This window comes from Nocardia sp. NPDC059154 (assembly GCF_042755705.1).
In the GTDB taxonomy this organism is placed as follows: domain Bacteria; phylum Actinomycetota; class Actinomycetes; order Mycobacteriales; family Mycobacteriaceae; genus Nocardia.
This window is the reverse complement of record NZ_JBHZCS010000036.1, coordinates 30,708-56,715: the sequence shown is the minus strand read 5'-3', so window position 1 is coordinate 56,715 and position 26,008 is coordinate 30,708. Positions and strand designations below refer to the sequence as shown.

Below are 26,008 nucleotides of genomic sequence, written 5' to 3'. Positions count from 1 at the left end.
ACCGTTCCACTCACCGAAACCGGAGCTGAAGTAGCGGAATTCGCGTGCACCCTGGCGGAGCCTCCAACACCTCTGACGAAGAAGGTGCAATGTCAACAACTTCCACCGTTGGCGCCGCCGATATACCGGGCTCCGACACCGGCCGGCTCGACGAGTCCTCGCGGCTGCGGATCGTCGCGGTGCTGGCGACCATCGTCCTCTACACCGAGGTCGCGCCCATCCAATTCACCATGGTGTCGGCCGCCCTGCAGAAGATCGCACCGTCGTTTCCGCAGGCGGGGCCCAACATCACCTGGTCGCTGATCGTGTTCGGCTTGATCGGGGCCTCGGCATCACCCGTCATCGGCAAACTCAGCGACATCTGGGGCAAGAAGCGGATCTTCCTCATCGCCGGCGTGGTGTTCTCCGCCGGGTGTCTACTGTCCGCGACCACCGACAATTGGGCAGTATTCCTGACCGGCCGGTGCCTGCAGGCCACGGCCGCCGGAATGGCGATCGTTGCCTATGGGTTGATCCGGGATCTGTTGCCGCACAAGTACGTTCCGATCGGGCTCGGCATCTCGGCCACCGGTTTGGGGTTCTCCGCCGCTGTGGCTCCGATCCTGGCCGGGTATCTGGTCGATCAGCACAGCTGGCGGGCGATGTTCTGGGTGCTGTTCGCATTCGTGGCCGCCATGACGCCACTGGTGGCGTTCGTGGTCCCCGAGTCGAAGCTACGGGCGCGCGGCGGTGTGGACCTCACCGGAGCCGTGCTGTTGTCCGGAGGCATGGCAATGGCGCTGCTGTACGTGTCCAAGGGCAACGATTGGGGTTGGAGCAAGCCCACCACCCTGGCGTGGCTGATCGGAGGCATTGCGGCACTCGGGCTCTTCGTGGTCGTGGAATTGCGGACGCGCACACCGCTGATGGATATGCGCTTGTTGTTCTCGCCGCGAGTAAGTCTGGTGTTGCTCACTGCGGTGTTCGCCGCCTGCCTGGTCGGCGTGCACAGCTACGCGGTCGCCTACATGGTGCAGACTCCTGCGCAATCCGAACTCGAGACGACGATCGTGTCGCGCACTCTGGACCGGGTCGCCCAATCGACTGGACGGGTCCTCCCGCCGGAACTGGTTCAGGTAGTCCTCACACCGGGCTACCACTACGGCGACGGCCTGTCGCTCATGCAGTTCGCGCTACGAATCGGGTTGGGCCAAGGGCTGGTCGCGATGCTGTTCGGAGTCGTCGCCGGACTTCTGGCCCGGCGGGTGGGCGCTCGTCTGCCGCTGCTGGCGGCATTGGCGCTCTTCGTCATCACCACGGTCACGTTGGCCGTATTGCCACACACCTGGCAGGTTTTCGCTCTCTGCAGCTTGGGATTCGGTGCTGCTCTGGGTCTCTACTACGCCTGCATGCCAATCCTCATGGTGGAGGCGGTACCCCCAGAGCAGCAGGGCATCAGCGGCGGCATGCTCGGCGCTACCCAGAGCCTGAGCACGGCGATCGGAACGGCAGTCACCACCGCCTTCGTCAGCGCCCACCCCATCACCACCAGTGTCAGCGTCGCCGGACGACCCCCGCAGGAGAGCACACTGCCGAATGTCTTCGCCGATAAGGGCTACGAACTCGGCTTCTGGTTCGGCGCGGCGGCGGCCGCCTGCGCCCTCACGATCGCACTGGTCATGAAACACGGCCGTACCCCGGCCACCGGCGGCACATTCACCCACTAGCCAGATGCCTGAGCGCGCGCTGTGCACGGTGGCCCAGGGGCGCAGCGGCGGACCTGAGCCAGGACCGCCAGGGCGGTGACAGGGTCCTCGCCCACGCACGCGTGTCAACAAGGACGAAGAGGCCCCGATCTTCGAGATCTCGGACTACGGCATCGTCGGCGACCCGTTCAACGTCGCCCCGCAGCTCACCGAGGCCGTGAAGGCCCACAAGGGCTGAACACCCCTGCGGTAACCCGCGATCGACTGTCCCCCGGCCCGAACGGCCGGAGGACAGTTTGCGTTCTGCCCATGGCATTAGGGGCTCCGAACCAATGCCCCAATTGTGAAAAGGTGCAATTCACGATTGGGGGCGCGGTTCGGCGGAGGCCGGTCGCGGCATCGAAAGGTAATTACACATGCGGACTCTCATCCTCGCCGGCGCTGTCGCGGGCATCCTGCTCGCCGGGACCGGTCAGGCTGCGGCCGCCCCGCTGCCATTGAACGATCCCGCCGGGACGCCCTCGGCATCGGATACGGCGGCATCCGGGAGCGGGACAACCGGGAGCGCGAACACCCTGAGTGGAGGCTCGTGGGTAGGAGTCCCCGGCGGCAGCGGAAGTGCCGAGCTCCTGACGATTTTCCCCACCGGCAGCGCGGACCTGGCCGCCGGAAATGTGTACGGGGCGTTCGTGGACGCGGTCAACACGATCAACTGCGTGATGCTGGGCTGTTGGGATGGACCCCGCCATGGGTGAGGGCAGGGCGCTGCTGCCCGGGTAGGCCCGTGCTGACCCCACGGGCCGGGTCGGACCATGGCACCTGTTCTCACCTACCTGACACCCTCTTCCGGCCCTGCGACGGTTTTCAGCTCTGTGGTGATCACCGGCTCCGCTGACCGAACCGGCCAGCGCGGGGCATCGGAAGATCAACTGGCCGTGCCGATCCGAGGCCGGCGGAACGTCCGCTACTGCCGATGACCGAGCGGCTTGCCGCCGGGAAATCAGCCCAGCTACCGGTCTGCCACTCGATGGATCTGGCAGCGGATATGCTTTTCGGGCGTCGGCCACTGCTGCGGATTGCGTCGGCTGGACGCTTCGGTGACTGGGGCACAGCCAGATTCGCTCACCGGCATGGCCCCGAAAGGTCGCCACGTGAATCCGCGGCAGTGGCCGGGAATCAGCGGGTGGCGTCAGGAACCCACATGTACCCGCTGATCCCGGTGTTGACGCAGATGACGGGTTCCCCGGTGTTCACATCCCACGTCGGATGCATCAACTCGCTGTGTGGACACCAGGTGTTCACTACCGGCGTCGCCGTCGCGGACGCCGACCCGGCTAATCCGATGACCGCCGCTGCAATGACTCCGCCGATGACGGCTGTGCTCGCCAGTGCCTTCACTGTGTCCTCCCTTTGTCGTCTGACAAGACCACTCTGCGAGGACGGCGTTAACGAAATCTTGGAGTTCGCTTATCGACGGTTCGCACGATGCTCGACAACAGTTGGACGCGGCAACCATTCGAACGCACTCGCCTATCGACCTGCTCAGCCCGGACCACCCAATTCACGAGGACAGCCCCCGGCACTTCGCTAGGGCTGTACGCATGACCGGCCGAACAGGTCACCGACACTGCCGCCCAGCTGAGGGCAACCCGTTCGAGACACCGCAAAGCAGAGGCGTGCCGCAGATCGCCTGTGCGCCACCCGAAGTCGGTATAGCTGACGCTGTGGATGCGAGGCAGGATGATCGGCCCTCGGTGTCACGAAGGTAGCGTTCGGTGAATGTCAGTCGCGCACTTCGGTGTTCAGTGTCGGCGAGGCTCGGGCGCGCCTGCCGAACCCACTGCGCCCGCGCGACCCCGTCTTCCGGGGTTCGGCCCCTCCATCGGGAAAGACCAGTTGCCTGCGGTGAGGAGCGGTCCGTAGATGATCAACCAACTCCGCCGGACCCGGAGGTCGACAGCATTCGCGAACTGGTAATCCGCCACCCCCATCTCCATGTCGTACCCGTCATCACCGATCAATCGCACGGAGAAGCCATGACGCAGGGCCACGGCCCACTGACGCTGGACCCGAAGGGCGGAAGGCGTATCGCAGCAGAGCCTTTCGTCAATTCTCAGGCTCGGAGAAACTGCCGAGACGGCGCCGGGTGGCTGTGCTAGCCTCCATCCGGAGTTGCCGCCAGCGGGGCTGCAACTGGAGGGGGAAAAGAACGTGCTGAAAGGCATTCGTAGATCTGTCATTCTATTGCTGGCGGCTATTGCCGCATTGACTGTAGCGTCTGCGGCGTCAGCTGACAGCCTGCAGATCCGTAGTGGAATGAATGGTTTCTGTCTTGATATTCAGGGGGCGAACCCTGATCCGGCGCCGGTCGTCTCGTACCCGTGTAACGGTCAGTCCAATCAAGCCTGGTATTGGGACGGCCAGCAGATCCGTAGTGGAATGAATGGTTTCTGTCTTGATATTCAGGGGGCGAACCCTGATCCGGCGCCGGTCGTCTCGTACCCGTGTAACGGTCAGCTCAATCAAGCCTGGTACAGGAATGGCGCGGAGATCCGTAGCTATCTGAATGACTTCTGCCTCGATATCCAGGGGGCGAACCCTGATCCGGCGCCGGTCGTCACGTACCCGTGCAACGGTCAAGCCAATCAACGCTGGTAAATCTATTGCGGGTGAAATCCGGAAGGTGCCTGACCTTCTGGTAGATCGCTCCGAACGCACTATTCTGCCGCATACCGCGCTGACCGAACCGGCCAGCGCGGGGCATCGAAAGATCAACGGGCTGAGTGTCGCTCGGCCGCCGGCAGTGCACGCTATTGACGATTTTCGTGCCTTAGGCAGACCGTTCTCACGTGGCCGCCGGTACGAGGGGTACGGCCAGATGCGGCTATTGTTCATTCGTTCAACCGATTCAGCTCACTCTGCAGAGCTCACCGCCACGAAGGCCAATGGATCCTCTCGGAGACTCGCTGCCCGCTCGCCTGGTGGGTCTCGAACTTGCCTCGGTGGTTTTCGTCAGGGATTACCTCCAGCTCGACTTCGACGGCCCACGCTTGTCCTGCTACGTTTGGCCAACCATCGACGCCGACGGTACTACTCGGTCCCTGGGAGATGCGGGATATCGAGATACGCTGTGCGCCTTCATCAACCAGACCGTCGTGTCGACCGATGAAGCTGTTGGCACCGGGCTTCTCCTGCGGTTCGCGATAGGTACCCTCTCCATCCATCCGGCACTCGAGGAACTGGAAGGCGAAATCGCCATGCTCTCGGGGTTTTCCGACATGTGGGGGGTGTGGCGTCCTGGTGAGGGGACGTTCGCTGACCTGGAATGAGAAGTTGCTCAGGTTCTCAGGTGAGGCCGAGCACTTCGTTCACGTGGAAGTAGCCGATCGTGCGTGACCCTCCAGTGATGATGGCAACCGAACCGACCTGGATTCTGTAGGCGCCGCTGTTGTCGACGACCAGCCATCCGGCGCTCGCGGGTGAACGCCACGCCGTGCGATCGTCCACGCGCAGGACGAACGATGCCAGGCCATCCTTCAGGGTGTGCGGAGGCACGAATGCTGTTGCGGCGAAATCCTGGTCAGCAGGCGTGGGCGGTGGACCCGATGAGCGGCCACCTTGTTCAGCAGTGAGCCAGGTGATCTCGCCTCGGAACGGGAGATTGCCACGGAAGTACATGCCGACATTATGAAGTGCGGCTGCTCGGCGATTGTGGTCGGTCGCAGCGCCATCAGCCCGAGGCGAAGCGCACTATTTTGCCGCGTACAGCGCGGCCGCACGCACCGTGTTGTCGATGATCGGTAGTCGGTTCCTTATGCTTTGGCGCCGGACTCTCCGAAGGTGTGGGCTGTGCGTAACCTAGTGCGTCTGGTTCGCGGCAGCTGTTGATTCCTGGAAGTCGACGAGTTCTTCTCCGTGCACCTGCGCCCATTCCGTCAGCATCGCTATCGGTTCCTGGAGCGTCCGGCCGAGCGGGGTCAGGCTGTACTCCACCCGTGGGGGCGCTTCGGCGTAGAGCTGTCGGTCGATGAGGCCGTTGCTCTGTAGGCGGCGGAGGGTCTGGGTCAGCACTTTTCGGGAGATCCCACCGGACAGGGCGACCAGTTCGCTGTGTCGCTTGGGGCCGTCTTGGAGCGCGTACAGGGTGACTACCGACCATTTGTTCGCGATGACTTCGATTGCTGTGCGCGCAGGGCAGTCGGACATGAACATGATTCCGGCAGGGGCACTCACGATCCGAAGGTTACCAAAGGGTACCTATCGGATTCCTAGCGTTGCGATCATGCACATCGCAGCCCTGATCCTGTCCGTCCTGCTCGCTGTGGCGATGCTCCAGTCCGGAGTGATGAAGTTCGTTCGCCCAGCGTGGATCCGCGAATTCGCCGAAGCGGTCCACCTCACCACGTCCCAGCTCACCGCGCTCGGGAGCCTGCAGATCGCCGCGTCGGTCGGTCTCGTCTGGGGCATCTGGTTCCCGCCCTTCGCGATCGCCGCCGCGATCGGGCTGGTGCTCTACTTCGGCGGCGCGATCGTCGCCCACATCCGCAGCGGCGACCGGAACATGCTGGGAGCCACGGTCTTCCTCGCGTTCTCGATCGCGACGTCAGTCGTGCTCGTTCTCGATGTTCGCCCCGCCTGAGCTTGCGGCGACATACCACCCACACCAGGAACGCGCCTGTAATGCCGCTGACCAAAGCGGTCAGTGCGGGCCTCGGAAGTTCAACCGGCCGTGCCCAATCCGCGGCCCAAGCCAGTTGGGCCGACCGCCTCGCAGCCGGGGTTATCAAAGGTCCTGGTTACGGCGGGTCTTGATCTGGACTCGACGATCAGTGACCCGTCCCCGTTTCTGATCTTGTATGGTGGCCAACCGATGCTCATATCGACTCGGGGGAATTATCTTGGAACACAAGGGTTTACGACGGCGCATCCTGGCCGTCGCCGCAGCATCGATGGCGGCCACAGCTGCCGCTGGCGTCGCGGAAGCGAGCCCCGGCACACCCACGGATCCGGCTATCACGATCACATTGCCCGCTCCGACCGGGCCCGATCCGGTCGGCGTTACCGAATGGCATCTCGTCGATGCCAATCGCGCCGATCCATGGGATCCCGGCCACCGACGCGAACTGATGGTGCAGATCTGGTATCCAGCTGACGACGCCGATACCTCGCCCCTGGCACCGTGGATGGCGCCGGGCGCCCGAGAAGAGCAGCGCTTCGGCCTGACCCAGGCCGGTGTCGCTTCGGACAGTTGGGCGCTCACGCCGAGTCATGGCCGCAGCGACGAGCAGGCCCGAGTCGGCGGGCGGTTTCCGATCCTGCTGAACTCGCCAGGATTGGACGACACCGCCGGGCTGAACACCTTTCAAGCCGAGGATCTTGCGAGCCACGGCTACGTCGTGGTCGCCGTCAACCACACTCACGAGGCATTCGCGGTTCAATTCCCCGATGGGCACACCGAGCACAGTGCGGTGCCGGTGGATTCGCCGCTGAGCGTCCTGTCCGACCAGTTGCTTCCGATCCGAGTCGCCGATATGCGTTTCGTTCTCGATCAGCTCGCCGCCGCGGCCGGACATTCCACCGATGCGGCTGCTGCGCTGCCGCAACACCTCGCCGATGAGCTGGACCTGACGAAGGTCGGTATGTTCGGCCATTCTCTCGGAGGGTCGACCACCGCTCAAACCATGCACGACGACGCGCGCATCGCCGCCGGCGTCAATCTGGACGGCCCCGTACTCGGCTCCGTTGCCACCGACGGTCTCGATCGGCCGCTGCTGATGCTCGCCGGCGACACCTCGCCGTGGTTCGGGCACTCGGGCTGGGAACCGTCTTGGGCAACCAACACCGGACTGAAGCTGCCCCTCCGCATCGCAGGTACCCGCCACATGTCCTTCACCGACGAACAGGTGATCGTGGCAGGAGTGGCCGCGGCGGGCCTTCTCCCCGAAGACGCGAAGAACGCCGCGATCGGCTCGATCGATCCAAGCCGCTCGATCGACCTCCAACGCTCGTCCCTGCTGGCCTACTTCGACGCCGTTTTCGGCCGCACCGATAGCAGCCTCGCGGAAACCCTCAAGCGACTCGCACAGCCCGAAATGCTTCCACATCTGTGACCCATGCTCTTTGCTGACGAATATCCTGTAACGCCGCATACTGCGCTGACCGAACCGGCCGGCGCGGCACCTCGGAAGATGAACAGGCAGGGCGCGTTACGGCCTCGAGACGCAATGATCGCCAGAGAACACCGGCAGTGCAGGACGTTCGACCGTCCCTGTCGATCTCGGGCGGCTGATCTTCAGCCCGAACGGGCCGAACATTCCTATGTGCTTGCTCCCAGCACGGTGGCCGCCATCCCGGTGATGACCGGGATGGCGTCGAACAGGTCGCCGTCGGGTCCGACCATGGTGTCGAACGTCTCGAAGCTGGTGAGGGCCAGCAGGATACGCACCTGCCGATCGGTGTCTCCCTCCGATGGGTTCCCGTCGGCGTCGGCGAAGGGAGCCGCCAATACCGCCAAGCCTTCGCGGCGCCGCTCGTCGCGGGCGCTGATAACCGTGTGGACGTCGGCGTCGAGTGCGGCCAGCGCGCGCAGCCGCCGCATGGCGGGGCGGTCGGCCTGCCAGAAGCGCGCGAAGCAGGCGATGAATTCGGCGAGCGCCGCCAGTGGTTCGGGGTTGGTGAATGCCTTGACCAGTTCGGACAGGCCGCCGGCCACGCCGAGATCGTCGCAGACCGCTTCCAGTAGGCCGGTTTTCGACCCGAACTGGTAGTAGACCGTGGCACGGGCCACGTCCGCACGCTTGGCTACCGCATCCAGCGTGAATCCGTTGTAGCTGTCGGCCTCACCCAGTACAGCCCTGGCGGCGTCGAGAACCTGCCGGCGACTCTGCTCGATCTGCGCGGTGCGCTTCCCCAGGTTGTATTGGCGTGGGCTCATGGCCTTGACAGTACCTTGCGCGCCTGATTTATTCATACGGACAGTCTAACTAAATCTCGCCAGACACCCGCGATGACGAAAAGGACAGTGGCGTGACTACTCCGGACCTTGCAGTGATGGCCGACCACCCGGATCTGGCGGGCAAGACCGCCGTCGTGACCGGCGGCTCCCGCGGAATCGGCGCGGCCACCGCCATCGCATTGGCCCGCAACGGTGTTGCGGTGACCGTTGTGGGCCGCGACCACGCCGCGCTGGACGGCGTCGCGACCGCGATCACCGCCGCAGGCGGCCGGGCCTTGACGGCCGTCGCCGATTGCACCTCGAAATCCGACATGGACCGGGTACGCGCCCTGGTCCTGGACCAATTCGGTGAAGTCGACATCGTGATCGCCTTCGCCGGCGGCTATGGCCAACCGGTGCCGTCGATCGACGAGACCGCGGAACACTGGCGTCACGTGGTGGATTCCGATCTCACGGCTACCTTCCTGACCATCTCGGCGTTCCTGCCGGACCTGATCGCTCGCCGCGGCGCCGTCGTCACCATGGCGTCATCGTCGGCCCGACAGGCCACCCCGGCTTCGGCCGCCTACGCGGCAGCCAAAGCGGGAGTGGTGTCGATGAGTCGTCATCTGGCCAAAGAGCTTGCACCCCAAGGGGTTCGCGTCAACTGCGTGTCGCCCGCCACGATCGAGCACGAGCGGATGCGGCGCTTCATGTCCGACGAACAACGGCAGCACCTGCTGCGGGGCTTCCCGCTGGGACGGCTGGGTACCCCCGACGACGTCGCCTCCGCGGCGCTGTTCCTCGCCTCCGCCGCGTCGTCGTGGATCACCGGCGTCACGCTCGACATCGCGGGCGGCTCGGTCATGCCGTGAGTGCTTGCCCCTGATCTGAATATGCAGTACGCCCAGGAACTTTCAACGAGAACGGTTGATGACCATGAACAATCACAGACCGACCACGACAATCGACTTCTTCGGAATGTATCTGGCACACGACGCCTGCATGCGCGACCTGATACGCCTCACGGCCGCCGTTGCCGAGGGCCGCCTCACCGAGCCGTCCGTGCGGATCGGATGGGAGACGTTCCGACGCCAGCTCGACCGGCATCACAGCACCGAGGATGCCGCCCTGTGGCCGCTGGTGCGCGCCGCGGTCACGGATCCGGCAGACCTGGCAATCCTCGACGATATGGAGGCCGAACACGAGGGCATCGAGGAATTGCTGGCCAGAGTGGAATCCGGAATAGCCACCGCCAGCGGCGGCCTGCGGTTGCGGTCCGACGTGGACGCGCTGGCCGCGGCGCTCGATACGCACTTCACCCACGAGGAACAGCTGGCGCTGCCGCTCATCGACCGCACCGTCGGCGGGCCCGGATGGGCCGCGTTCGGCGCGGAGATGCGCAAGCGCAACGGACTTCGCGCCTTGACCGAGTACCTGCCGTGGGCACTCGACGACGCGCCCGCCGACGCACAGGCCAAGATGCTCGATTTCCTGCCCTCGCCGATTCGCGCCCTCCACCACTACGTGCTGAAACCCCGCTACGCCCGTGCCCGCCGAGGCTGGCAGTAACCGGGAGATGGTGGGGAACAAGGCAAATGACACAGGCTCCAACGACATCAACCGAGTTCGACCCGGCCCTGCGCAAGCTCGTGATCGTTGTGGTCCTCGGCGCGATCATGACGATCCTGGACACCACGATCACCAGCGTGGCCGTGAACACCCTTGGCGCTCAGTTCCATACGTCGCTCACGGCGATCCAATGGGTGCTGACCGGATACACCCTGGCGCTGTCGGGCAGCATCCCGCTGTCGGGATGGGTGATCGTCCGGTTCGGCCCGAAGACGATGTGGATCGTCTCGCTGCTGCTGTTCATCACCGGATCGGTGCTGTGCGGAATGGCCTGGAACATCACCGCGCTCATCATGTTCCGGCTGCTGCAAGGCTTCGGCGCCGGCATGATCCTGCCGATCGGGCAGACGATGCTCGCCCGTGCCGCCGGACCCGCCCGGATGGGGCGCGTCATGAGCGCGGTCGCGGTGCCCGCGATGCTCGCCCCGGTCCTCGGTCCCACGGTCGGCGGTCTGATCCTCGGCCATCTGTCGTGGCGGTGGATGTTCTACATCAACGTTCCCCTGTGTGCGATCGCGGTCATCGCCGCGATACGGCTACTGCCGACCGACCAGGTCCGCGACCACGACGCCAGGCTCGACCTCCTCGGATTGACGCTGCTGTCACCCGGTTTGGGCGCGCTGGTGTACGGCACCTCGCAGGCGGGCAGCGGAACGAGCCTGACCGATATCCGTGTCGTGGCCGGCGTGCTGACCGGAGTCGTTCTGATCGGCTGCTATGTCCTGCACGCGCTCCGCAGAGGCGACGCGGCGCTGGTCGACGTCCGGTTACTGCGGGATCGGAACTTCGCCGCGGTCAACGCGATGGTATTCGTCTACATCGGCGCCCTGTCCGGCCTGACCGCGTTACTGCCGCTGTATTTCCAGACCGTCGACGACAACAGCCCACTGCGCTCCGGAGCGATGGTCGCACCCCTCGGACTGGGTGCGATCGTGACCACGCTGATCACCGGCAAGCTCACCGACAAACACTCCCCGCGACTGCTGATCCTCGCCGGACTGCCCGTGGTCCTATCCGGCATCTTCGGCCTGACCCACCTCGCGCCCGGCACCAGCGACATCCTGGTCGTGGCAGCAGTGTTCGTGATCGGCCTCGGGCACGGCATGATCATGCCCGCCGCGATGGGTGCCGGCTACCAGACCTTACGACACTCCCAAATCCCCTCGGCCACAACCGCTACCAATGTCGGCATTCGCGCGGGCAGTTCGTTCGGTGTCGCGGCGCTGCTGGTGCTGATTCAACGCAACATCGAACATCGGGCCCCGGATGTCGACGCGTTCACCAGAACGGTCCGAACCGATGAAGTCACCCGGGAATTGACCCACGCATTCACCCAAACATACTGGTGGACACTCGCTATCGGTGCCGTCGCGGTCGTCCCCGCGCTGATATTGCCGCGGCGACGCCGTCTCGTCATTGCCGATACGTCGCTACAATAGACGGGCGCCGTCGCTTACCTTGCGTTCCTGGCTAGGCTGGTGAATCCTGACGACGGTTATCGGTGAACTCTCGCATCGTACGGCGCGGCCGAGATCCGTTGGCATCGGCGAAATCTGACATCATGGGCGAGCGTGGCCAGCCGCTTCGGCGTGTGTGACCGTTAGCCTGTTATTTGTCGTATCCACACTTGAGATGTACGTCGTCCCAACAGATTCCGGAAATAGAAAGCCCGAGAAGCTGCAAGGGTCGGGAGGCTACGCGCGATAGGTTGCTCTGGAGAGGGTCCGACGGATACGTCATCGGATGCCGGTTCGGGGGATTTCGTCGTCGACGATCCCGATGGCATGTGCGAGGTGGAGTGCGAGCTCGAGGGCCAAGCGGCGCTCACCAACCGGTCTGCCGATGGCGAGTTCCGCTTGTTCGAGGCGGTATCGGACAGTGTTGTGGTGGATGCCGAGATTCGCGGCAGTCGCACGGAAGTTGCTGTTGGCGGCGTAGAACGCCATCAGGGTTTCGCGGATGCGCCGCGTCGTGCGGTCGTTGCTCGCCAATGTGCCGAGTTCGGAGCTGACGAACTCGTGGCATCGCTCCGGGACGATCGAGCACATGGCTGCGATGTCGACATCGCGGTAGTAGGTGACCGTGGCGGTGGAAGGGGCGGTCATCTCCGACACGCGCAGTGCGTCGAGGGCTTCTCTGTGGCTGTGGCGGAACCCGTTGAGACCGCCGGCCGGATTGCCGATGGCGACCAGGACCGGCACCGAGGGCGACGGGATGCGCAGGTGATCATCCGCAGGGCTCGGCAGCCAGCACCACATGGTGCGGATGTCGACACGAACGGTCAACCCTGGTGCCCGGGTTGCCCGGCCCAGTTCCCGGACTGCCACGTCGAGCGACGCGCCCGCGTCCGCATCGTTGGTCAAGGCGCGCAACACGATTGCCGTGTGCCGTCCCGAGAGCCGGTATCCCAGCCGGTATGTCGCATTGTCCACGTCGGTGTCCGAGCCGGAGAGCACGCGGCGCACATCTTCGAGATGGGAGAGCGAGCGTTCACGCGCGAGCCGCTCGTCTTCGTTGCGGTACTCCTCCGATATCCGTTCGGTCATCAGATCGAGGCACGACAGGATGTACGAGGTGCCCGCTTTGGCGACCTCCACTGATCGGCGATCATTGGGCCCGTAGGCATAGACCGCGTCCGACCACTGTTCGGTCAACAGGTTCGCACCGATGCGGTAGCCGCGGATCACGGCGGTCAACGGCAGCCCACGCTGCACCAGCATGCGAGTGCGTTCGATGACCTCCGCCGAGGGCATGAACATCTCCACCGGCACGCCCCGGGCCAGATAGTCGAACGCGACCAGGGTGTTCGCCCGGCATGTCGAGAGCACGATGTCCTCGACGCCCGCCCGGCGAATTTCACCGACACGGTCCGCAATGAGTTGTGCGGCGTCTTCGGCGAGTGTGGGGCACCGGGGGAGCATTTCGCCGGCGACGGCTTGGACCGTCGCCTGGATCTCGTCGCCGCCCGGGACTGTATGCATGGCCAGATGGTGCCAAGAACTATCCAAATGGTCAATTATTCGAATCTACATTGACCATTTGACAGTGGTTGCCGTCACATCATGGTTGGTAGTTTCTTCAGCGAAGCGGAAAAAGGCCAGCTCACGCTCATATTCCCGGTGAATTGCGGATGCGTCGAGCGGCGGATGCAGTTGTGCGATCCGTACAAGGGCCGTCCGCTCTTGTTCATGTCTATCCCAGGAGGATCCTTGAGTTCCAGATCCCGTCGAGGCAAGGTCGTGGCTGCACTTGCCGCAGCACTGATGATCGCGGTCGCGCTGACGGCGTGTTCGAAGAGTTCATCGCCGTCGCCGACCCAAGCCGCGAAGGAGGACGCGGCGGTCAGCGCCTACGTCTACACGTATCCGCTGGTGACGATGGAGGTCACGCGTCGGCAGCTGACAAACCTGCCACGCCCGAACGGCCGCACCGCGGCACCGATGAACCAGTTCGCCAATATGGCGTTTCTGCCCGATGCGTCGTTCACCGCCGTGGTGCGCCCGAATGTCGACACCCTGTACTCGTCGATGTTCTACGACGTGTCGAAGGAGCCGCTGGTGGTCAGCGTTCCGGATATGGGTAATCGCTACCACCTGTTTCCGATCCTGGACATGTGGACCAATGTGCAGGCGTCGCCGGGCACCCGCACTCTCCGCGCGGGCCATGGATATCAGTTCGCGATCACCGGCCCGAGCTGGCACGGCACCCTCCCGGCAGGGGTGCACGAGTACAAGATGCCGACCGACGGCGGCTGGGTGATCGGCCGGATTCAGGTCAACGGACCCGACGACGTTCCCGCGGTCGCCGCGATCCAACGGCAGCTGACGGCCGTGCCTCTGAGTGCCTACGGCACTGCCTACACGCCACCGGACAACACCGACCTGCACCCGGACTGGCCCACCGGTCAGGAGGTCGCCGCCTACATTCACCACCTCACCCCGCAGCAGTACTGGGACCTGTACTACTCGAGCCTGTCGCACAATCAGCCGCGACCGGAGGACAAGGGCCTGCTCGACCGGTTGGCCGAAGCCGGGTGGACGCCGGACAAGAAGCTGGACCTGAGCCAACTGCCGGAGCCCGACCGCGGAGCGTGGCATGACGCATGGCCCAAGGCGCTGTCGAAGATCGAGATCGATCTCGTTGGTAAACCGGTCAACGGATGGAACGTCGCACGCACCGGGATGGGCACCTACGGGACCGATTACGAGCGGCGCTCCAATATCGCGCATGGCGGGCTCGGCGCGAACCTGCCCGAGGATGCGATCTACCCGAACACCCGCACCGATGCGACTGCCGCGCAGCTGAACTCCGACCGGAACTACGTTCTGCATTTCGCCCCCGATCAGATTCCGCCGGTGCACGCGTTCTGGTCGGTGACCATGTACAACGACAAGGGTTTCTTCATCGCCAACCCCATCAATCGATATGCGGTACGTGGCGAGCAGCTGCACAAGAACCCCGACGGCTCGCTGGACATCTACATCCAGCGCGAAAATCCTGGCGCGGCAAGGGAATCCAACTGGCTGCCGGCTCCGGCGTCGGGTGACTTCAACCTGGTACTGCGCTTGTACTGGCCCGACCCGACGATCGTCGGCGGCACCTGGAACCCACCCGGAATCACGGCCACACACTGACGATCCGCCCCGCGTTGACAGAAAGAGAAGGAACCATCGTGAACCGATTCGACATCACCATGACCAACATCGCCGTGCGGCGCTTGATCGAGACCACCGACAACCCGCGGCACCGATACCTGCTGCAGGCCTACGACCGCCATCGCAATCTGGAGATGGCCGGGCGATGGAAGGAGATCTTCGCCCCGGACATGACTGTCGAGCATCCCGTCTATCACTTCAACGTATTCGGAATGAGCACCGTCCTCGAGGGCGCCGAGGCGGTGCAGGCCGTCTACAGCGAGTGGAGCGGCACCGGCCAGTGCATCTTCTATGCCGAGGACGAGAAGCTTGCGGTCGGCGACAACATGATCTGCTCGACCGCGGCGATCTACCAGCAGACACCCGGTGCGATCCTCGCTGCGGGCGGAGCCGACGTCGACCCGGACGCGACCTATCTCGTCAAGAACGTCGAACACATGATCTGGCCCTACGACGACCAGGGCCGGCTGGTCGGCGAGGACGTGTGGGAGATCGACGAGTCCCAGCGCGAGATCATCCTGCTGGATCCCGCGGAGGTCCTCACCGTCGAGCGTTCGGGGGAACTGCTCGCTCCGCTCATCGAGCCGCTGCCGCCCCGCCCCTTCTGATCCCACGGACTTCCGGCTCACCGAACCCGGTGGGCGCTCGGAAGCCGAGCACACGTGACAACTTGCTTTGCGATGAGGAACTCGCCATGAAATTTCACACCCTGGCGCTGACAGCGTTTTCCGCTGTCGCGAGCGTCGCCGTCAGCGCCGCGACCGCAGCGGCAGCGCCGGACCCGACCGCTCCGGCCATCTCCTATCGCGCTGCCGCGGTGGGAGATTCGGTGGTCGTGACGCTGCAGGACGGCACTTTCGGGCTCACTGCCGACCAACGGTCGGTGACTGTGCGCGATGGGCTCGGACAGGCGCTCGACACCCTGCCGTTGGCCGCAGCGGTCGACGGCCGACAGCTACCGATCCGGCCGGAGATCTCGGCCGACGCGCGCACCCTGACCCTGGTTCCGGATGTCACCGGGCTGGTCCGGGCATCGGTGCGGCCGGTGGCCTCGCCGGTGGAGAACCAGTTGGCGATGAACGATCTCATCAACGCGGTCAGCATCAGCACCTCGGTCGGCAGTCTGATCGGCACCGCCGTCGGGGCAGTGGCCGGCGTCGGAATCGGGCTCGCGGTCGCGGGTGCGTCGTGCCTGGTGCTCAGCCTCGGCTGCGTCGTGGCGGTGCTGCCCATCGTCACATTGGCCGGTGCGGCCGGGGGGCTGACCGGGTTGGTGCTCGCGGGCGGGCCCAGTGCCGCCGTCGCCGCCTACAACTACGTCACCACTCTCAACGCGGCACCGGGCACCAGCCAGTACGGCCAGTACGCGACCGGCGCGAATCACTGAGGGTGAAGAACCAGATGCGAATCAGCACAACAGCATTCGCCACCGCCGTCGCGTCGCTAGCGGTGGTCACCGTGAGCGTGGCGGCGGTTCCGGCGGCCGCGGGAACCGGCCCGGATCCGCAGTGGCGGGCGAGCGTCACCCCCGAATCCGTGATCTCGACCATCGAGGTCGGCGGCTTCGTACTGTCGACGGATCAGCGGTCGGTGACGGTCCAGGACGGCACCGGCCGGCAGTTGGCCGATCTGCCACTGACATTCGAGCTCGACGGTCGCGAATACGCCCTCGGCCAACAGATCTCGGCGGACGGACACCGGCTGACACTCACCCCCGATCCGGCGGTCCGGGCCGCGGCGCAGCCGGTGGCCTCCCCGTTGGAGAACCAACTCGCGCTCGGTGAGCTGGCCGGGAAGATGCCGACGGCCACGCTGGCCGGAACCGTCGGCGGCACTGTTATCGGCCTGCTGGTCGGGGCGGTGATCGGCTTCGGTTCCTGCCTGGTGGTCGGCCCCGTCTGCCTGGCCACCGCGCCCGCCGCGCCCGCCGCGCTCGCGGCCTTCGCCGGTGCGGGCGGCCTGGCCGGGACCCTGCTGGCCGGTGGCGGCACGCTCGCGGGCGGCCTGTGGAAGTACCTCAGCACCCTGCAGGCGGCGCCGGGTGAGAGCGCCTACGCCGAGCAGGGCGGCCTGCTCGACCCGAACGGCACCGGCGTTCCGGACGCGAATCTCCGGCTGCCGAAGATCGCCCTGCCGAGCGGCTCCTCCAGCCTGTCTGCCGGACACTGATCGCCTCCGGCAGACGATGCCGCGCCCTGGCCCGGCGCTGACTGCGTCAGCCCTGCTGGGGCTTGGCGGCCGGGGCCCAGCGGTTGGCGGTGAGGGCGTAGCCGGGCAGCGCGTCGGTGGACATCTTGGATTCGTAGATGCGCTGGTAGCCGGTGCTCGCGATGCGCCAGACGCCGTCCTCGCGGCGGTAGGTGTCGTGGTAGTAGGCCGCGCCGCGGATCAGCAGGCCGTAGTCGGCGGCGATTACGGTGTCCTCCAGACACCAACTGCCGGAAGCGGTATCGCCGTCGACCGTGATTTCCGGGTGGTTGGCGACGTGCACGGTGATGATGTTCCCGCTGAGCGCGCCGCGCATGAAGTCCACGATCTGGTCGCGGCTGGTGAACTGGTCCGGCAGTCCGCCCGACGGCGATCCGTAGGACCCGACGATGTCCGGGCAGAGCGTGTCCCCGAACTCGTCCCACTGCTTCAGATCCAGCGTGCGCAGGTAGCGATACTTGAGTGCGCGAATCGATTCGAGAGCTGCAAAATCCATACCGCAATGTAGCCGAATCGGACATCTACCTAGCAAGCATTTGCTACGTTTCGGAGATGATTTCCACCCTGGTCTGGGGTACGGGCAATGTCGGCCGCGCCGCCATCCGGGCCGTCGCGGCACATCCGGGTCTGGAGCTGACCGGCGTCCTGGTCCACAACCCGGCCAAGGTCGGCCGCGACGCCGGTGACCTGGCCGGGCTGGACACCGCGGTGGGGATCGCGGCGACCGCCGATGTCGACGCCGCGCTCGCAGCCGGACCCCGCGCCATCGTGTATGCCGCGTCCGGCGACATCCGCCCCGACGACGCCCTCGCCGACATCGAACGCGCCCTGCGCACCGGGGCCGTGGTGGTCACGCCCGCGCTCTACGCGCTCTACGACCACCGCAGTGCCCCGATCGAACTGCAGGACCGGGTATCGGCGGCCATCGCGGAGGGCGGTGGCGCCCTGTTCGTCTCCGGCATCGACCCCGGCTGGGGCAACGATGTCCTGCCGCTGCTCATGAGCGGCCTCGGCAGCAGCGTGGATGTGCTGCGCTGCCAGGAGATCTTCGACTACTCCACCTACGACCAGCCCGACTCGGTGCGCTACCTGGTCGGCATGGGCCAGCCCCTGGACTATCAGCCGCCCATGCTCGCGCCCACCATCCCGACCATGGTGTGGGGCGGGCAGATTCGGATGATCGCGCGCGGACTGGGCGTGGCGCTCACCGACATTCGCGAGGTGGTGGAGCGGCGCGCGCTGGACGAGACCGTCGAAACCGAGCGCATGGGCAAATTCGAGGCGGGCACCCAGGGCGCGGTGCGCTTCGAGGTGCAGGGCATCGTCGACGGCAGCCCGCGCATCGTCATCGAGCACATCACCCGCATCCACGCCAGCTGCGCCCCCGACTGGCCGCACCCGCCCAGCGGCGCCGGCGCGCACCGCGTGCTCATCGAGGGCCGCCCGCGCATCGAGATCACCGTGCAGGCTACCGACGAGGACGGCAATCACTCCGCGGGCGGAAACGCCACCGCCGTGGGCAGATTGGTGAACGCCATCCCGTGGCTGGCCGACGCCGAGCCCGGCCTGTACGACGCCCTCGACGTCCCGCTGCCGTTCGGCACTCTCGGAAGGAACCCATCGGCATGATCATCGACATTCCCGAGGGCAAGGACCCCATCGGCTACGTGTGGGGCGAAATGGTGCCCGGCATCGGCGTCGCGGCCTCCAACTTCTCCCTCGCCGTCTACTCGCACAGCACCCTGGGACTGCGCGAATTCGAGGCCGCTCGGTTGCGCATCGCCCAGATCAACGGCTGCCTGTTCTGCCTGGACTGGCGCACCGATCGCAATGGCGAGAAGGTCGAGGAGTCCTTCGCCGACGACGTGACCGAGTGGCGCACCACCGAATCCTTCGACGACCGCACGCGGATGGCCGCCGAGTACGCCGAGCGCTACGCCCTCGACCACCACAACCTCGACGACGAGTTCTTCGAGCGGATGAAGACGCTCTACTCCGACGCCGAGATCGTCGAACTGTCCATGTGCCTCGGCTCCTGGCTGGCCTTCGGCCGCCTCAACCACGTGCTCGGCCTCGACGCCGTCTGCGTCCTGCCCGGTCACACCGCCCAGCCGTAGCGCAACGGCCGGGGTGCTGCCCGCCCCTGCTCGGCAGCACCCCGGCCGGCGGCCGCGTCAGTTCCTCCGGTTGAACACGTCGGTTCCGAAGCGCGGCAGACCCGGTGCGGCGGCATAGCCCAGATACGGCAGGCCGAATCGATCCTCGATGCTCGCCAGCAGCGAATAGTGGTTGTACGGCGTGTCACTGAAGGTGCCCGGCGTCACCGACTTGGGCGAGATGACCAGGGCGCCCACCCGGCCGCCGCCCAGGCCGGCGATACCCGGCAGGGCACTGTTCGGGCCGGGACCCTCGCCACAGCACGCCGAGGAATCCTGTTGCGGCCCATCGGATTCGTCGAAGGTGATGATCAGGATCCCGTTCTGCTGGAAGGCCGGGGCCGAGGTGATCACCGGAACCCACTCCCGCAGCCAGAGATCCGCCGACGCCAGTCCACCCGGAGCGCCCGTGACGCAGGGGGAGTCGTGCCCGTCGTCGCACAGGTCCGGGGTGATGTAGGCGAAGTTCGGCGTCGTATCCGGCTGCGCCAGATCGCTCTTCAGCGCACCGAGATCGACCACCTGCTGCTGGCAGGCGGGCGAGTCGATGATCTCGTGGAAGTACACGAACGGGTTGTGCCGGGCCGCGTACTGGCTCGCGACGGTCGCCTTCTGGGTGGTGTCCTGGCTGTTCAGGGCCGGATGGCGGCAGGGCGCGCCCATATCCTCCATGTAGCCCTTCCAGCTGCGGCCCGCCCCGGTCAGCTGCCCGGCGAGCGTCGGCACCGACGCGGGGTACACGCAGCCCTGACCGACCGCCTGGCCGGGCGGAACCGTTCCGGCGCCCGCGAAGTCGCTGTAGATCTGGCAGTCGGCCTGCGTCTCGGCATTCGGTCCCTGACCGGACAGCTGCGCGATGTAGTTGTCCAGACTGTTGTGCCCGATGCCGTAGTACTGGCTCAGCAGCACCCCCTCCGACCGTAGGGTCTGGCTCAGATACGGTGCGGCCGACGCCGGTCCCCAGGTCTCGTCGTACCCCTTGTTCTCCAGCTGGATCACGAAGATGTGCGGCGCGCCGGGATCCGCGGTCGCATGCGGGCCGTAGCCGACAGCCAGCGCGGCGATCGTGAACACCAGCACCACGATGAGTTGGCCGAGCCGGCGCATCACAGACTCCATCCCGTCGATGCGGCCACGGCGCGCAGGGTATTCCACTGCTCGAAGTCGGCCACCACGGCCGGGGCGCACACCCCCGGCGGTGCGGGCGGCACATTCCATTGCGGCGCAGCGAGATTCGGGGCGCTGCCGAAGTCGAGCACCTCGGCGATATTGCGGGCGGCGGCGTCGCGCGGGGTGAGGGACGGCAGCCCCCATCGCCATTCGATCGCCTTGAGCACCGAGGTGTGGTCGTAGACCTCGTGGGCCACGTGCCCGCGCCGCGCCAGTGGGGAGACCACCAGGCACGGCACCCGGAACCCGCGCAGCCCCCAGTCCGGGTTGGCATCCGGCGCGACCTGCGGCGGCACGTGGTCGAAGAAGCCGCCCCACTCGTCGTAGTTGATGATCAGTAGGGTGCGCGACCAGGCCGGGCTGTTGGTGACGGCCTGATAGACCTGGTTCAGGAACGACTGTCCGGCACGGATATCGGCGTGCGGATGATCGTCGGCCGAGGTGCCGGTGTCCTCGTCGAGGAACTTGGGATCGACTAAGGAGACCGCGGGCAGCGTCCCGGCCGCGCAATCGGACAGGAAGGTCGCGAACGGGCGGGAGATGGACAGGTACTTGCTGCCCCACAGCGCCAGGAACGGTGTGTCGTAGAAGTAGTAGCGGCCTTGAATACCGGCCGCCGCCAGGCGATCCCAGATGGTCGGCAGCGTCGAGATGGTCGTCGAATTGTGAATGCGGTCCGTTTGCGCGGCATGCTGATAGAAGCGATTCGGATAGGTTTCGGCCATGATCGCCGAGAAGTAGTTGTCGCACACCGTCCACGCCGGCGCGGCATTTCCGTAGAAGCCGAGATCGCCCTGCTCGTAATAGCCGATCGAGAATTCGTCGTTGGTTCCGGCGCGCAGCCAGCCGTCGCACCTTCCGTCGTTGTACTCGACGCGGCCGCCCTCGAAGGAGTGGTCGGGATCGTTGTACTGACAGCCCTGCGTGGTCGCCAGGTGGAAGGTGTTGTGTGCCAAACCATTACGGTCGGTGAAGGTCAACCCGGCCTGCTTGCCGTTCGCTCCGGGCAGCCAGCCCAGGTAGTGGTCGAAAGAGCGGTTCTCCATCATCACCACGATGATGTGGTCGATACCGGAATCCGCGGGCGCGGGCAGCGGGGCGGCGGAGGCACGTGGGGATCCGAGGGCCGCGCCGACCGCGAGGGCTCCCGCTCCGGCGAGGACCGTTCGGCGGCTGGTGGTGGTACTTCGAAGAAATTCTGTCACGGGTTATGCATCGCGCCGGGGATTACCGGCGAGTAACCAGTGTGGCGAAATTGAATGAGAAATAGATGAACGCGTCAACTATTGGACGTGCGACCAATATAGCGCGGCATGTCCACCATCTCCTGCTCGCCCCGCATTCCGCCCCTTGCCGGGCCGTTTGCGGGGGAGTACTCTGGCTAGAGTAAGTAAATACTCTGACCAGAGTAACAGGGGTGAGCATGGCTGGGAAGCGGGCGTTCCGCCGGGTCAATCCGCTGGCGCTGGCCGTACTCGTGCAGCTCTGGGAGCGGCCGATGCACCCGTATCAGATCTCGCAGACCCTCAAGCAGCGCGGCAAGGACGGCAGCGTGCGGATCAATTACGGCGCGCTGTACCCGGTGGTCGAATCACTGCTGAACCAGGGTTTCATCGAGGTCGTCGGCGCTGAGCAGGACGGCAACCGGCCCGCGCGGACCGTGTACCGCATCACCCCCGACGGTGTCGTCGAGATGCGGGACTGGTTGCGCGCCTGGATATCCGAACCCGAGAAGGAATACCCGCGGTTCATGGCCGCGCTGTCGTTCCTGCCCGCGCTCGGACCCGACGAGGCCGCGGCCCTGCTGCGGCGGCGAGTCACGGTGCTGGACAAGCAGATTGCCGAGATCCGCGCCGCCACCGACGCCGTTGTCTCCTGGCTGCCCGAGGTGCTGCTCATCGAGGGCAACTACGAGATGCACATGCTCACCGCCGACCGCGACTTCACCGCCGCCCTGGCCGCCCGCATCGAATCCGATGACCTGGGCGGCATCGAGGGCTGGCGCACCATGGCCGACCTGGTCGCCCGATACCCCGCCGGCCGGGTGCCCCCGGACATCGGCGACAAGCTGCTCGAGGAATGGGGGTTGCCGACACCGCCGACGTGAGCCGGGCAATCGGCCCGGTAACAACGACGGCCCGGGTGCGCCAACACCCGAGCCGTCGCCGAATCCGAACGACCGACGGCGAACCGCCGGATGCTCGAACCGCATTCCCAGCATATCCACCGGTCCCGTGGTCGTTCGCCACACCTGACGAGGAACGAACAACCATGTCCATCACACCCATGCCCTCGGCCGCGGTCGAGGTGCACGACCTGGTCAAAACCTATCCCGGCGGCCGCCGCAAGCCCGATGTGCGGGCCCTCGACGGCCTGAGCTTCAGCATTGCCGCCGGCACCGTGTACGGCATGCTCGGCCCCAACGGGGCGGGCAAGTCCACCACCACCAAGATCTGCACCACGCTGTCGCGGGCCGATTCCGGGACCGCGCGGGTGGCCGGATTCGATGTCACCACCGACGCGGCCGCCATCCGGCATCGCATCGGCTACGTCTCACAGGGCTCGGGCGCCGACCCGCGGCAGACGCCCTTCGAGAATCTGGTCATGGCCGCGCGTCTGCACGGCCTGACCCGCCACGACGCGATGACCCGGGCCGACGGGCTGCTCGATCAGTTCCAGCTCACCGAGGCGCGAAACCGCAAGGTGTCCAAGCTCTCCGGCGGCATGCGGCGCAAACTGGACGTCGCCGTCGGACTGGTGCACACGCCGTCGGTGCTGTTCCTGGACGAGCCGACCACCGGTCTGGACCCGCAGGCCCGGGCCGAGATGTGGTCGGAGATCCGGCGATTGTCCACCGAGGCGGCCCTCACCGTGGTGCTCACCACCCACTATCTGGAGGAGGCCGACGAGCTGGCCGATCGCCTGGTCATCATCGATCACGGGCGCGCGGTCATCGAAGGCACACCTGCGCAACTGAAGTCGACCCTCGACGGGGACACCCTCACCGTCGAACTCATCGCACCGGATGTGGCCGCCGTGCGTGCGGTCGGGGAATCCATTCCGGCACTGCGGGATATCGTCGTCGAGCAGGACGGGCCCAACGGCAGGCTCATCGCCCGCACCGATGACCCCTCCGGCATCGTCGGCCGGGTCATCTCCGAATTCGACGCCGCCGCCATCGGTTTCGGCGCGGTCTCCATCTCCCGGCCCTCCCTCGACGATGTGTACCTGCACTACGCGGGCCGCTCCTACCGGGCCGACAACAACCGCGACCGGGCGGAGGCGGCGGCATGACCACGCTCACCTACGACCTGCCTGTCACTCACGAAAACCCCACGGCCGCTTGGCCGGTGGCGGCCGGGCAGATCTTCCGGCGCTGGATGGTGAACACCCTGCGGGAATCCTGGGGTGTGTTCGCGGCGCTGCTGCAGCCCATCGTGTGGATCCTGCTGTTCGGGCAGGTCTTCAAATCCGTCGGCGACATCCCGGGATTCGGGGCGGCGAACTACATCACCTTCCTGGCGCCCGGCGTGCTCATGATGACCGTGCTCTACTCGGGCGTCTGGGCGGGCACCGGATACATCGAGGACATCGACAACGGCGTGATGAATCAGCTGCTGACCGCACCGATTTCGCGCAGCGCGGTGGTGGCGGGCCAGCTCGGCGTGCAGCTCACCATCGGCCTGGTCCAGTCCGCGCTGGTCCTGCTCATCGGATTCGCCGGCGGCGCACGCTATCCCGGCGGCGTGACCGGCATCGCGCTGGCGCTGATCGCGGCCACCCTGCTGGCGGCCGTCTTCTGCGCGGGCTCGGTGGCCCTGGCCCTGATCTCCCGCAGCCAGATCGCCCTGATCGGCATGTCCCAGCTCATCATCCTGCCCCTGACCTTCCTGTCCTCGGGCATGATGGCCACCTCCCTCATGCCGGGCTGGGTCCAGGGCATTTCCAAGTTCAACCCGGTGACCTGGGCAGTCGACATCGGCCGCACCGGCCTGGCGGGCGCTGCCGACGCGGGCTTCGTGGCCGCCCACCTCGGCTACCTGACCGCCCTGGCAGCGCTCGCCTTCCTCTGGGCGCTGTCGGCCTTCCGCACCTACCAGCGGACGCAGTAACAGGCCGAACACGCGAAAAGTCCGGCCTGCATGGCGATCTCGCCCGCAGGCCGGACGTCGTGCCTCTCAGGAGATTCAGGGACGAAGCCTCTGAGAGCTACGAGAGTCGTGCCTCTCTGGGGGTTCGGGGGCGAAGCCTGTGAGAGCTACGAGAGTCGTGCCTCTCAGAGGCTTCGGGGGCGAAGCCCCTGAGAGGCACGAGAGTTGGTTGGTCACCCTACTTGTCGAACAGCGCCAGATACTTGGTCTGCCCGAACATCTCGGCCGCGTCGCGCGCGGACGGGCTGCCCGCGTTCGGATCGGCCCCGGCCGCGAGCAGGGCGTGGACGATCTCGTCCGAGCCCTTGAACACCGCGCCGGACAGGGGCGTCTGGCCCTTGTCGTTGCCGAAGTTGGGGTCCGCCTTGCGTTCCAGCAGGGCGTTCACCGCCTCCGGGTGCGAGTAGTAGGCGGCCAGCATGAGCAGCGTGTCGCCATTGTCGTTGGTCAGGTTCACCGGCACCCCGGCGTCGAGGTACGCGCCCAGGGTGGCGGCATCGCCGCTGCGGGCCAGATCGAAGATCTTGCTCGCCAGCTCGAGCACTTCCGGATCCAGGTCTTTGGGTTCCACCAGGCCACTCTAGCCAGCGGGACCGCCGCGGCCGAGGGAAGTTCCCTATAGGAAATCGGCGTGCTCAGGAGGTGATGATGAGCAGCTCGGTCGGCGAGGCGATCTCGGTGCGCAGCCCGGACTTCTCGGCCACCCGGGCCAGCCCGTCGATATCCGACGGCTCCGACCGCGACAGCACCAGCGCCCGCGCCAGCAGTCCCTTGTGGTGTTTGTTGAAGTGGCTCACCACGGTTCGCTTCCCATCCGGACGCTCGGTCAGCACCGTCGCGGTGACCGCGCCCGGGACCCGGCCCAGATTCTGATAGGTGCCCGACCGCAGATCCACCACCAGGTGCCCGGCCGCCTCCGCGCGCAGCGCCGCCGGCAGCGCCGCCTTCCACAGCGACTGCAGCGTCGGCAGACCCGGCAGCTTCGACCCGCCCGAAAGCCGGTAGGCCGGAATCGGATCGCCCGCGCGGATCACCCCGAATAGCGCCGAGCCGATGCCCAGGCGCGCCTCGGCCTTGGCGCGCTGGGCCTTGGTGAACCGGGCCGCGTCGAGCGCGTCGTAGAGCACACCCGTGTAGCGGTCCAAGGCTGGGCGGGTCGCGGAGGTGCGCAGCGCGGCATTGCGCGCGATCTCCGCGTCAGCCCCCTTGCCCAGTGCCAGCGCGGCACGGGAGGCGTCGGGGTCTGCGGCCAGTGCGATCACCTCGGTGACGAGTTTGTCGCGCACCGCAGTGAGCTGCGGCATCGCGAGGGAATCCAGGTCCAGGGGACCGCCCGAACCACCGTCGGACTTGGTTTCTGAGGGAGGCAGCAGCACCAGCACGAGCCAACACGGTAATGCCTTGTGAACTGTGCGCG

At 66.1% G+C, this 26,008-nt stretch carries 28 protein-coding genes and 1 pseudogene; 19 read left to right on the top strand and 10 right to left on the bottom strand.

All coding sequences use genetic code 11. From position 1 onward, the window contains the following. Positions 1-89: 89 nt before the first annotated feature. From ACFXN1_RS28435 to ACFXN1_RS28425, 3 genes and pseudogenes are all read left to right on the top strand, one after another. The gene (locus tag ACFXN1_RS28435) at positions 90-1,706 is read left to right on the top strand and encodes an MFS transporter (protein WP_379439534.1); all 1,617 of its coding nucleotides are present in this window, start codon (positions 90-92) and stop codon (positions 1,704-1,706) included. 103 nt (positions 1,707-1,809) lie between these two features. Next, a pseudogene (locus ACFXN1_RS28430) lies at positions 1,810-1,923 on the top strand (electron transfer flavoprotein subunit alpha/FixB family protein); the annotation flags it as partial. A gap of 178 nt (positions 1,924-2,101) precedes the next feature. Beyond that, on the top strand, positions 2,102-2,440 hold the full coding sequence (locus ACFXN1_RS28425) for a hypothetical protein (protein ID WP_379439532.1): 339 nt from the start codon (positions 2,102-2,104) through the stop codon (positions 2,438-2,440). 421 nt (positions 2,441-2,861) lie between these two features. On the opposite strand, the gene ACFXN1_RS28420 is transcribed toward ACFXN1_RS28425, so the two are convergent. Beyond that, the gene (locus ACFXN1_RS28420) at positions 2,862-3,083 is read right to left on the bottom strand and encodes a hypothetical protein (protein ID WP_357008936.1); all 222 of its coding nucleotides are present in this window, start codon (positions 3,081-3,083) and stop codon (positions 2,862-2,864) included. Positions 3,084-3,896: 813 nt separating this feature from the next. On the opposite strand from ACFXN1_RS28420, the gene ACFXN1_RS28415 reads away from it, so the two are divergent. Together ACFXN1_RS28415 and ACFXN1_RS28410 are read left to right on the top strand one after the other, a co-directional pair. Continuing rightward, positions 3,897-4,343: an RICIN domain-containing protein gene (locus tag ACFXN1_RS28415; protein ID WP_379439530.1), complete on the top strand. Its 447-nt coding sequence runs from the start codon at positions 3,897-3,899 to the stop codon at positions 4,341-4,343. A gap of 323 nt (positions 4,344-4,666) precedes the next feature. Continuing rightward, positions 4,667-5,014, top strand: a complete 348-nt coding sequence (locus ACFXN1_RS28410) for a hypothetical protein (protein WP_379439528.1) — start codon at positions 4,667-4,669, stop codon at positions 5,012-5,014. 16 nt (positions 5,015-5,030) lie between these two features. Here the strand turns inward: ACFXN1_RS28410 and ACFXN1_RS28405 are convergent, their stop codons facing one another. Both ACFXN1_RS28405 and ACFXN1_RS28400 read right to left on the bottom strand, forming a co-directional pair. Beyond that, a complete protein-coding gene (locus tag ACFXN1_RS28405) occupies positions 5,031-5,363 on the bottom strand; it encodes a hypothetical protein (protein ID WP_379439527.1) in 333 nt (110 codons plus the stop codon). Positions 5,364-5,543: 180 nt separating this feature from the next. Next, positions 5,544-5,918 carry a winged helix-turn-helix transcriptional regulator gene (locus tag ACFXN1_RS28400; RefSeq protein WP_379439525.1) on the bottom strand — a complete coding sequence of 125 codons (375 nt, stop codon included), beginning with the start codon at positions 5,916-5,918 and terminating at the stop codon, positions 5,544-5,546. A gap of 49 nt (positions 5,919-5,967) precedes the next feature. Here ACFXN1_RS28400 and ACFXN1_RS28395 point away from each other — a divergent pair, with 49 nt between their 5' ends. Continuing rightward, a complete protein-coding gene (locus ACFXN1_RS28395) occupies positions 5,968-6,324 on the top strand; it encodes a DoxX family protein (RefSeq protein WP_379439524.1) in 357 nt (118 codons plus the stop codon). A gap of 259 nt (positions 6,325-6,583) precedes the next feature. Next, positions 6,584-7,795, top strand: a complete 1,212-nt coding sequence (locus ACFXN1_RS28390) for an alpha/beta hydrolase family protein (RefSeq protein ID WP_379439522.1) — start codon at positions 6,584-6,586, stop codon at positions 7,793-7,795. A 206-nt stretch (positions 7,796-8,001) separates the two neighbouring features. On the opposite strand, the gene ACFXN1_RS28385 is transcribed toward ACFXN1_RS28390, so the two are convergent. Further along, on the bottom strand, positions 8,002-8,619 hold the full coding sequence (locus ACFXN1_RS28385; protein WP_379439521.1) for a TetR/AcrR family transcriptional regulator: 618 nt from the start codon (positions 8,617-8,619) through the stop codon (positions 8,002-8,004). Between the two features lie 92 nt (positions 8,620-8,711). Between ACFXN1_RS28385 and ACFXN1_RS28380 the strand changes: the two genes are divergently transcribed. The 3 genes from ACFXN1_RS28380 (at position 8,712) to ACFXN1_RS28370 (ending at position 11,690) form a co-directional block, all read left to right on the top strand. Further along, complete coding sequence (locus ACFXN1_RS28380) at positions 8,712-9,494, top strand: SDR family NAD(P)-dependent oxidoreductase (RefSeq protein WP_379439519.1); 783 nt, start codon at positions 8,712-8,714, stop codon at positions 9,492-9,494. A 64-nt stretch (positions 9,495-9,558) separates the two neighbouring features. Further along, entirely contained in the window at positions 9,559-10,191 is a 633-nt protein-coding gene (locus tag ACFXN1_RS28375) for a hemerythrin domain-containing protein (protein WP_379439518.1), read from the top strand. A gap of 26 nt (positions 10,192-10,217) precedes the next feature. Further along, entirely contained in the window at positions 10,218-11,690 is a 1,473-nt protein-coding gene (locus ACFXN1_RS28370; protein WP_379439516.1) for an MDR family MFS transporter, read from the top strand. Between the two features lie 297 nt (positions 11,691-11,987). Here ACFXN1_RS28370 and ACFXN1_RS28365 read toward each other — a convergent pair whose 3' ends face one another. Then, positions 11,988-13,232 (bottom strand): PucR family transcriptional regulator, encoded by a 1,245-nt coding sequence (locus ACFXN1_RS28365; RefSeq protein WP_379439514.1) that lies wholly within the window; start codon positions 13,230-13,232, stop codon positions 11,988-11,990. Positions 13,233-13,460: 228 nt separating this feature from the next. Between ACFXN1_RS28365 and ACFXN1_RS28360 the strand changes: the two genes are divergently transcribed. The 4 genes from ACFXN1_RS28360 to ACFXN1_RS28345 all read left to right on the top strand — a co-directional run bounded on the left by ACFXN1_RS28360 (position 13,461) and on the right by ACFXN1_RS28345 (position 17,075). Beyond that, complete coding sequence (locus ACFXN1_RS28360) at positions 13,461-14,885, top strand: DUF1254 domain-containing protein (RefSeq protein ID WP_379439513.1); 1,425 nt, start codon at positions 13,461-13,463, stop codon at positions 14,883-14,885. A gap of 38 nt (positions 14,886-14,923) precedes the next feature. Then, positions 14,924-15,514 (top strand): hypothetical protein, encoded by a 591-nt coding sequence (locus ACFXN1_RS28355; RefSeq protein WP_379439511.1) that lies wholly within the window; start codon positions 14,924-14,926, stop codon positions 15,512-15,514. Between the two features lie 86 nt (positions 15,515-15,600). Further along, complete coding sequence (locus ACFXN1_RS28350; RefSeq protein ID WP_379439510.1) at positions 15,601-16,293, top strand: hypothetical protein; 693 nt, start codon at positions 15,601-15,603, stop codon at positions 16,291-16,293. A 14-nt stretch (positions 16,294-16,307) separates the two neighbouring features. After that, positions 16,308-17,075 (top strand): hypothetical protein, encoded by a 768-nt coding sequence (locus tag ACFXN1_RS28345; protein WP_379439508.1) that lies wholly within the window; start codon positions 16,308-16,310, stop codon positions 17,073-17,075. 46 nt (positions 17,076-17,121) lie between these two features. Here the strand turns inward: ACFXN1_RS28345 and ACFXN1_RS28340 are convergent, their stop codons facing one another. Further along, a complete protein-coding gene (locus ACFXN1_RS28340; protein WP_379439506.1) occupies positions 17,122-17,610 on the bottom strand; it encodes a nuclear transport factor 2 family protein in 489 nt (162 codons plus the stop codon). A 56-nt stretch (positions 17,611-17,666) separates the two neighbouring features. Here ACFXN1_RS28340 and ACFXN1_RS28335 point away from each other — a divergent pair, with 56 nt between their 5' ends. Further along, a complete protein-coding gene (locus tag ACFXN1_RS28335) occupies positions 17,667-18,743 on the top strand; it encodes a dihydrodipicolinate reductase (RefSeq protein WP_379439505.1) in 1,077 nt (358 codons plus the stop codon). Next, positions 18,740-19,231: a carboxymuconolactone decarboxylase family protein gene (locus ACFXN1_RS28330; protein WP_379439503.1), complete on the top strand. Its 492-nt coding sequence runs from the start codon at positions 18,740-18,742 to the stop codon at positions 19,229-19,231. Before ACFXN1_RS28335 ends, ACFXN1_RS28330 begins: the two co-directional genes overlap by 4 nt. Positions 19,232-19,288: 57 nt before the next feature. On the opposite strand, the gene ACFXN1_RS28325 is transcribed toward ACFXN1_RS28330, so the two are convergent. Both ACFXN1_RS28325 and ACFXN1_RS28320 read right to left on the bottom strand, forming a co-directional pair. Continuing rightward, entirely contained in the window at positions 19,289-20,377 is a 1,089-nt protein-coding gene (locus tag ACFXN1_RS28325; RefSeq protein WP_379444102.1) for an alkaline phosphatase family protein, read from the bottom strand. After that, entirely contained in the window at positions 20,377-21,645 is a 1,269-nt protein-coding gene (locus ACFXN1_RS28320) for an alkaline phosphatase family protein (RefSeq protein ID WP_379444104.1), read from the bottom strand. The genes ACFXN1_RS28325 and ACFXN1_RS28320 overlap by 1 nt, the downstream gene beginning before the upstream one ends. A 218-nt stretch (positions 21,646-21,863) precedes the next feature. On the opposite strand from ACFXN1_RS28320, the gene ACFXN1_RS28315 reads away from it, so the two are divergent. The 3 genes from ACFXN1_RS28315 (at position 21,864) to ACFXN1_RS28305 (ending at position 24,552) form a co-directional block, all read left to right on the top strand. Next, entirely contained in the window at positions 21,864-22,547 is a 684-nt protein-coding gene (locus ACFXN1_RS28315) for a PadR family transcriptional regulator (protein WP_379384158.1), read from the top strand. Between the two features lie 164 nt (positions 22,548-22,711). Further along, on the top strand, positions 22,712-23,734 hold the full coding sequence (locus tag ACFXN1_RS28310) for an ABC transporter ATP-binding protein (RefSeq protein ID WP_379444105.1): 1,023 nt from the start codon (positions 22,712-22,714) through the stop codon (positions 23,732-23,734). Then, the gene (locus ACFXN1_RS28305) at positions 23,731-24,552 is read left to right on the top strand and encodes an ABC transporter permease (RefSeq protein WP_379444106.1); all 822 of its coding nucleotides are present in this window, start codon (positions 23,731-23,733) and stop codon (positions 24,550-24,552) included. The genes ACFXN1_RS28310 and ACFXN1_RS28305 overlap by 4 nt, the downstream gene beginning before the upstream one ends. 217 nt (positions 24,553-24,769) lie before the next feature. Here ACFXN1_RS28305 and ACFXN1_RS28300 read toward each other — a convergent pair whose 3' ends face one another. Then, complete coding sequence (locus ACFXN1_RS28300; protein WP_354850838.1) at positions 24,770-25,162, bottom strand: ankyrin repeat domain-containing protein; 393 nt, start codon at positions 25,160-25,162, stop codon at positions 24,770-24,772. A 64-nt stretch (positions 25,163-25,226) separates the two neighbouring features. After that, positions 25,227-25,973: a peroxide stress protein YaaA gene (gene yaaA / locus ACFXN1_RS28295; protein WP_379444107.1), complete on the bottom strand. Its 747-nt coding sequence runs from the start codon at positions 25,971-25,973 to the stop codon at positions 25,227-25,229. Positions 25,974-26,008: the final 35 nt, after the last annotated feature.

Bases quoted from the DNA above. Each gene is read 5' to 3' on its own strand.
- ACFXN1_RS28315 (WP_379384158.1), top strand. From the start codon at position 21,864: ATGGCTGGGAAGCGGGCGTTCCGCCGGGTCAATCCGCTGGCGCTGGCC.
- ACFXN1_RS28385 (WP_379439521.1), bottom strand. From the start codon at position 8,619: ATGAGCCCACGCCAATACAACCTGGGGAAGCGCACCGCGCAGATCGAG.
- ACFXN1_RS28395 (WP_379439524.1), top strand. From the start codon at position 5,968: ATGCACATCGCAGCCCTGATCCTGTCCGTCCTGCTCGCTGTGGCGATG.
- ACFXN1_RS28340 (WP_379439506.1), bottom strand. From the start codon at position 17,610: ATGGATTTTGCAGCTCTCGAATCGATTCGCGCACTCAAGTATCGCTAC.
- ACFXN1_RS28345 (WP_379439508.1), top strand. From the start codon at position 16,308: ATGCGAATCAGCACAACAGCATTCGCCACCGCCGTCGCGTCGCTAGCG.
- ACFXN1_RS28305 (WP_379444106.1), top strand. From the start codon at position 23,731: ATGACCACGCTCACCTACGACCTGCCTGTCACTCACGAAAACCCCACG.
- ACFXN1_RS28375 (WP_379439518.1), top strand. From the start codon at position 9,559: ATGAACAATCACAGACCGACCACGACAATCGACTTCTTCGGAATGTAT.
- ACFXN1_RS28425 (WP_379439532.1), top strand. From the start codon at position 2,102: ATGCGGACTCTCATCCTCGCCGGCGCTGTCGCGGGCATCCTGCTCGCC.
- ACFXN1_RS28310 (WP_379444105.1), top strand. From the start codon at position 22,712: ATGTCCATCACACCCATGCCCTCGGCCGCGGTCGAGGTGCACGACCTG.
- ACFXN1_RS28330 (WP_379439503.1), top strand. From the start codon at position 18,740: ATGATCATCGACATTCCCGAGGGCAAGGACCCCATCGGCTACGTGTGG.
- ACFXN1_RS28405 (WP_379439527.1), bottom strand. From the start codon at position 5,363: ATGTACTTCCGTGGCAATCTCCCGTTCCGAGGCGAGATCACCTGGCTC.
- ACFXN1_RS28335 (WP_379439505.1), top strand. From the start codon at position 17,667: ATGATTTCCACCCTGGTCTGGGGTACGGGCAATGTCGGCCGCGCCGCC.
- ACFXN1_RS28350 (WP_379439510.1), top strand. From the start codon at position 15,601: ATGAAATTTCACACCCTGGCGCTGACAGCGTTTTCCGCTGTCGCGAGC.
- ACFXN1_RS28370 (WP_379439516.1), top strand. From the start codon at position 10,218: ATGACACAGGCTCCAACGACATCAACCGAGTTCGACCCGGCCCTGCGC.
- ACFXN1_RS28325 (WP_379444102.1), bottom strand. From the start codon at position 20,377: ATGCGCCGGCTCGGCCAACTCATCGTGGTGCTGGTGTTCACGATCGCC.
- ACFXN1_RS28365 (WP_379439514.1), bottom strand. From the start codon at position 13,232: ATGCATACAGTCCCGGGCGGCGACGAGATCCAGGCGACGGTCCAAGCC.
- ACFXN1_RS28435 (WP_379439534.1), top strand. From the start codon at position 90: ATGTCAACAACTTCCACCGTTGGCGCCGCCGATATACCGGGCTCCGAC.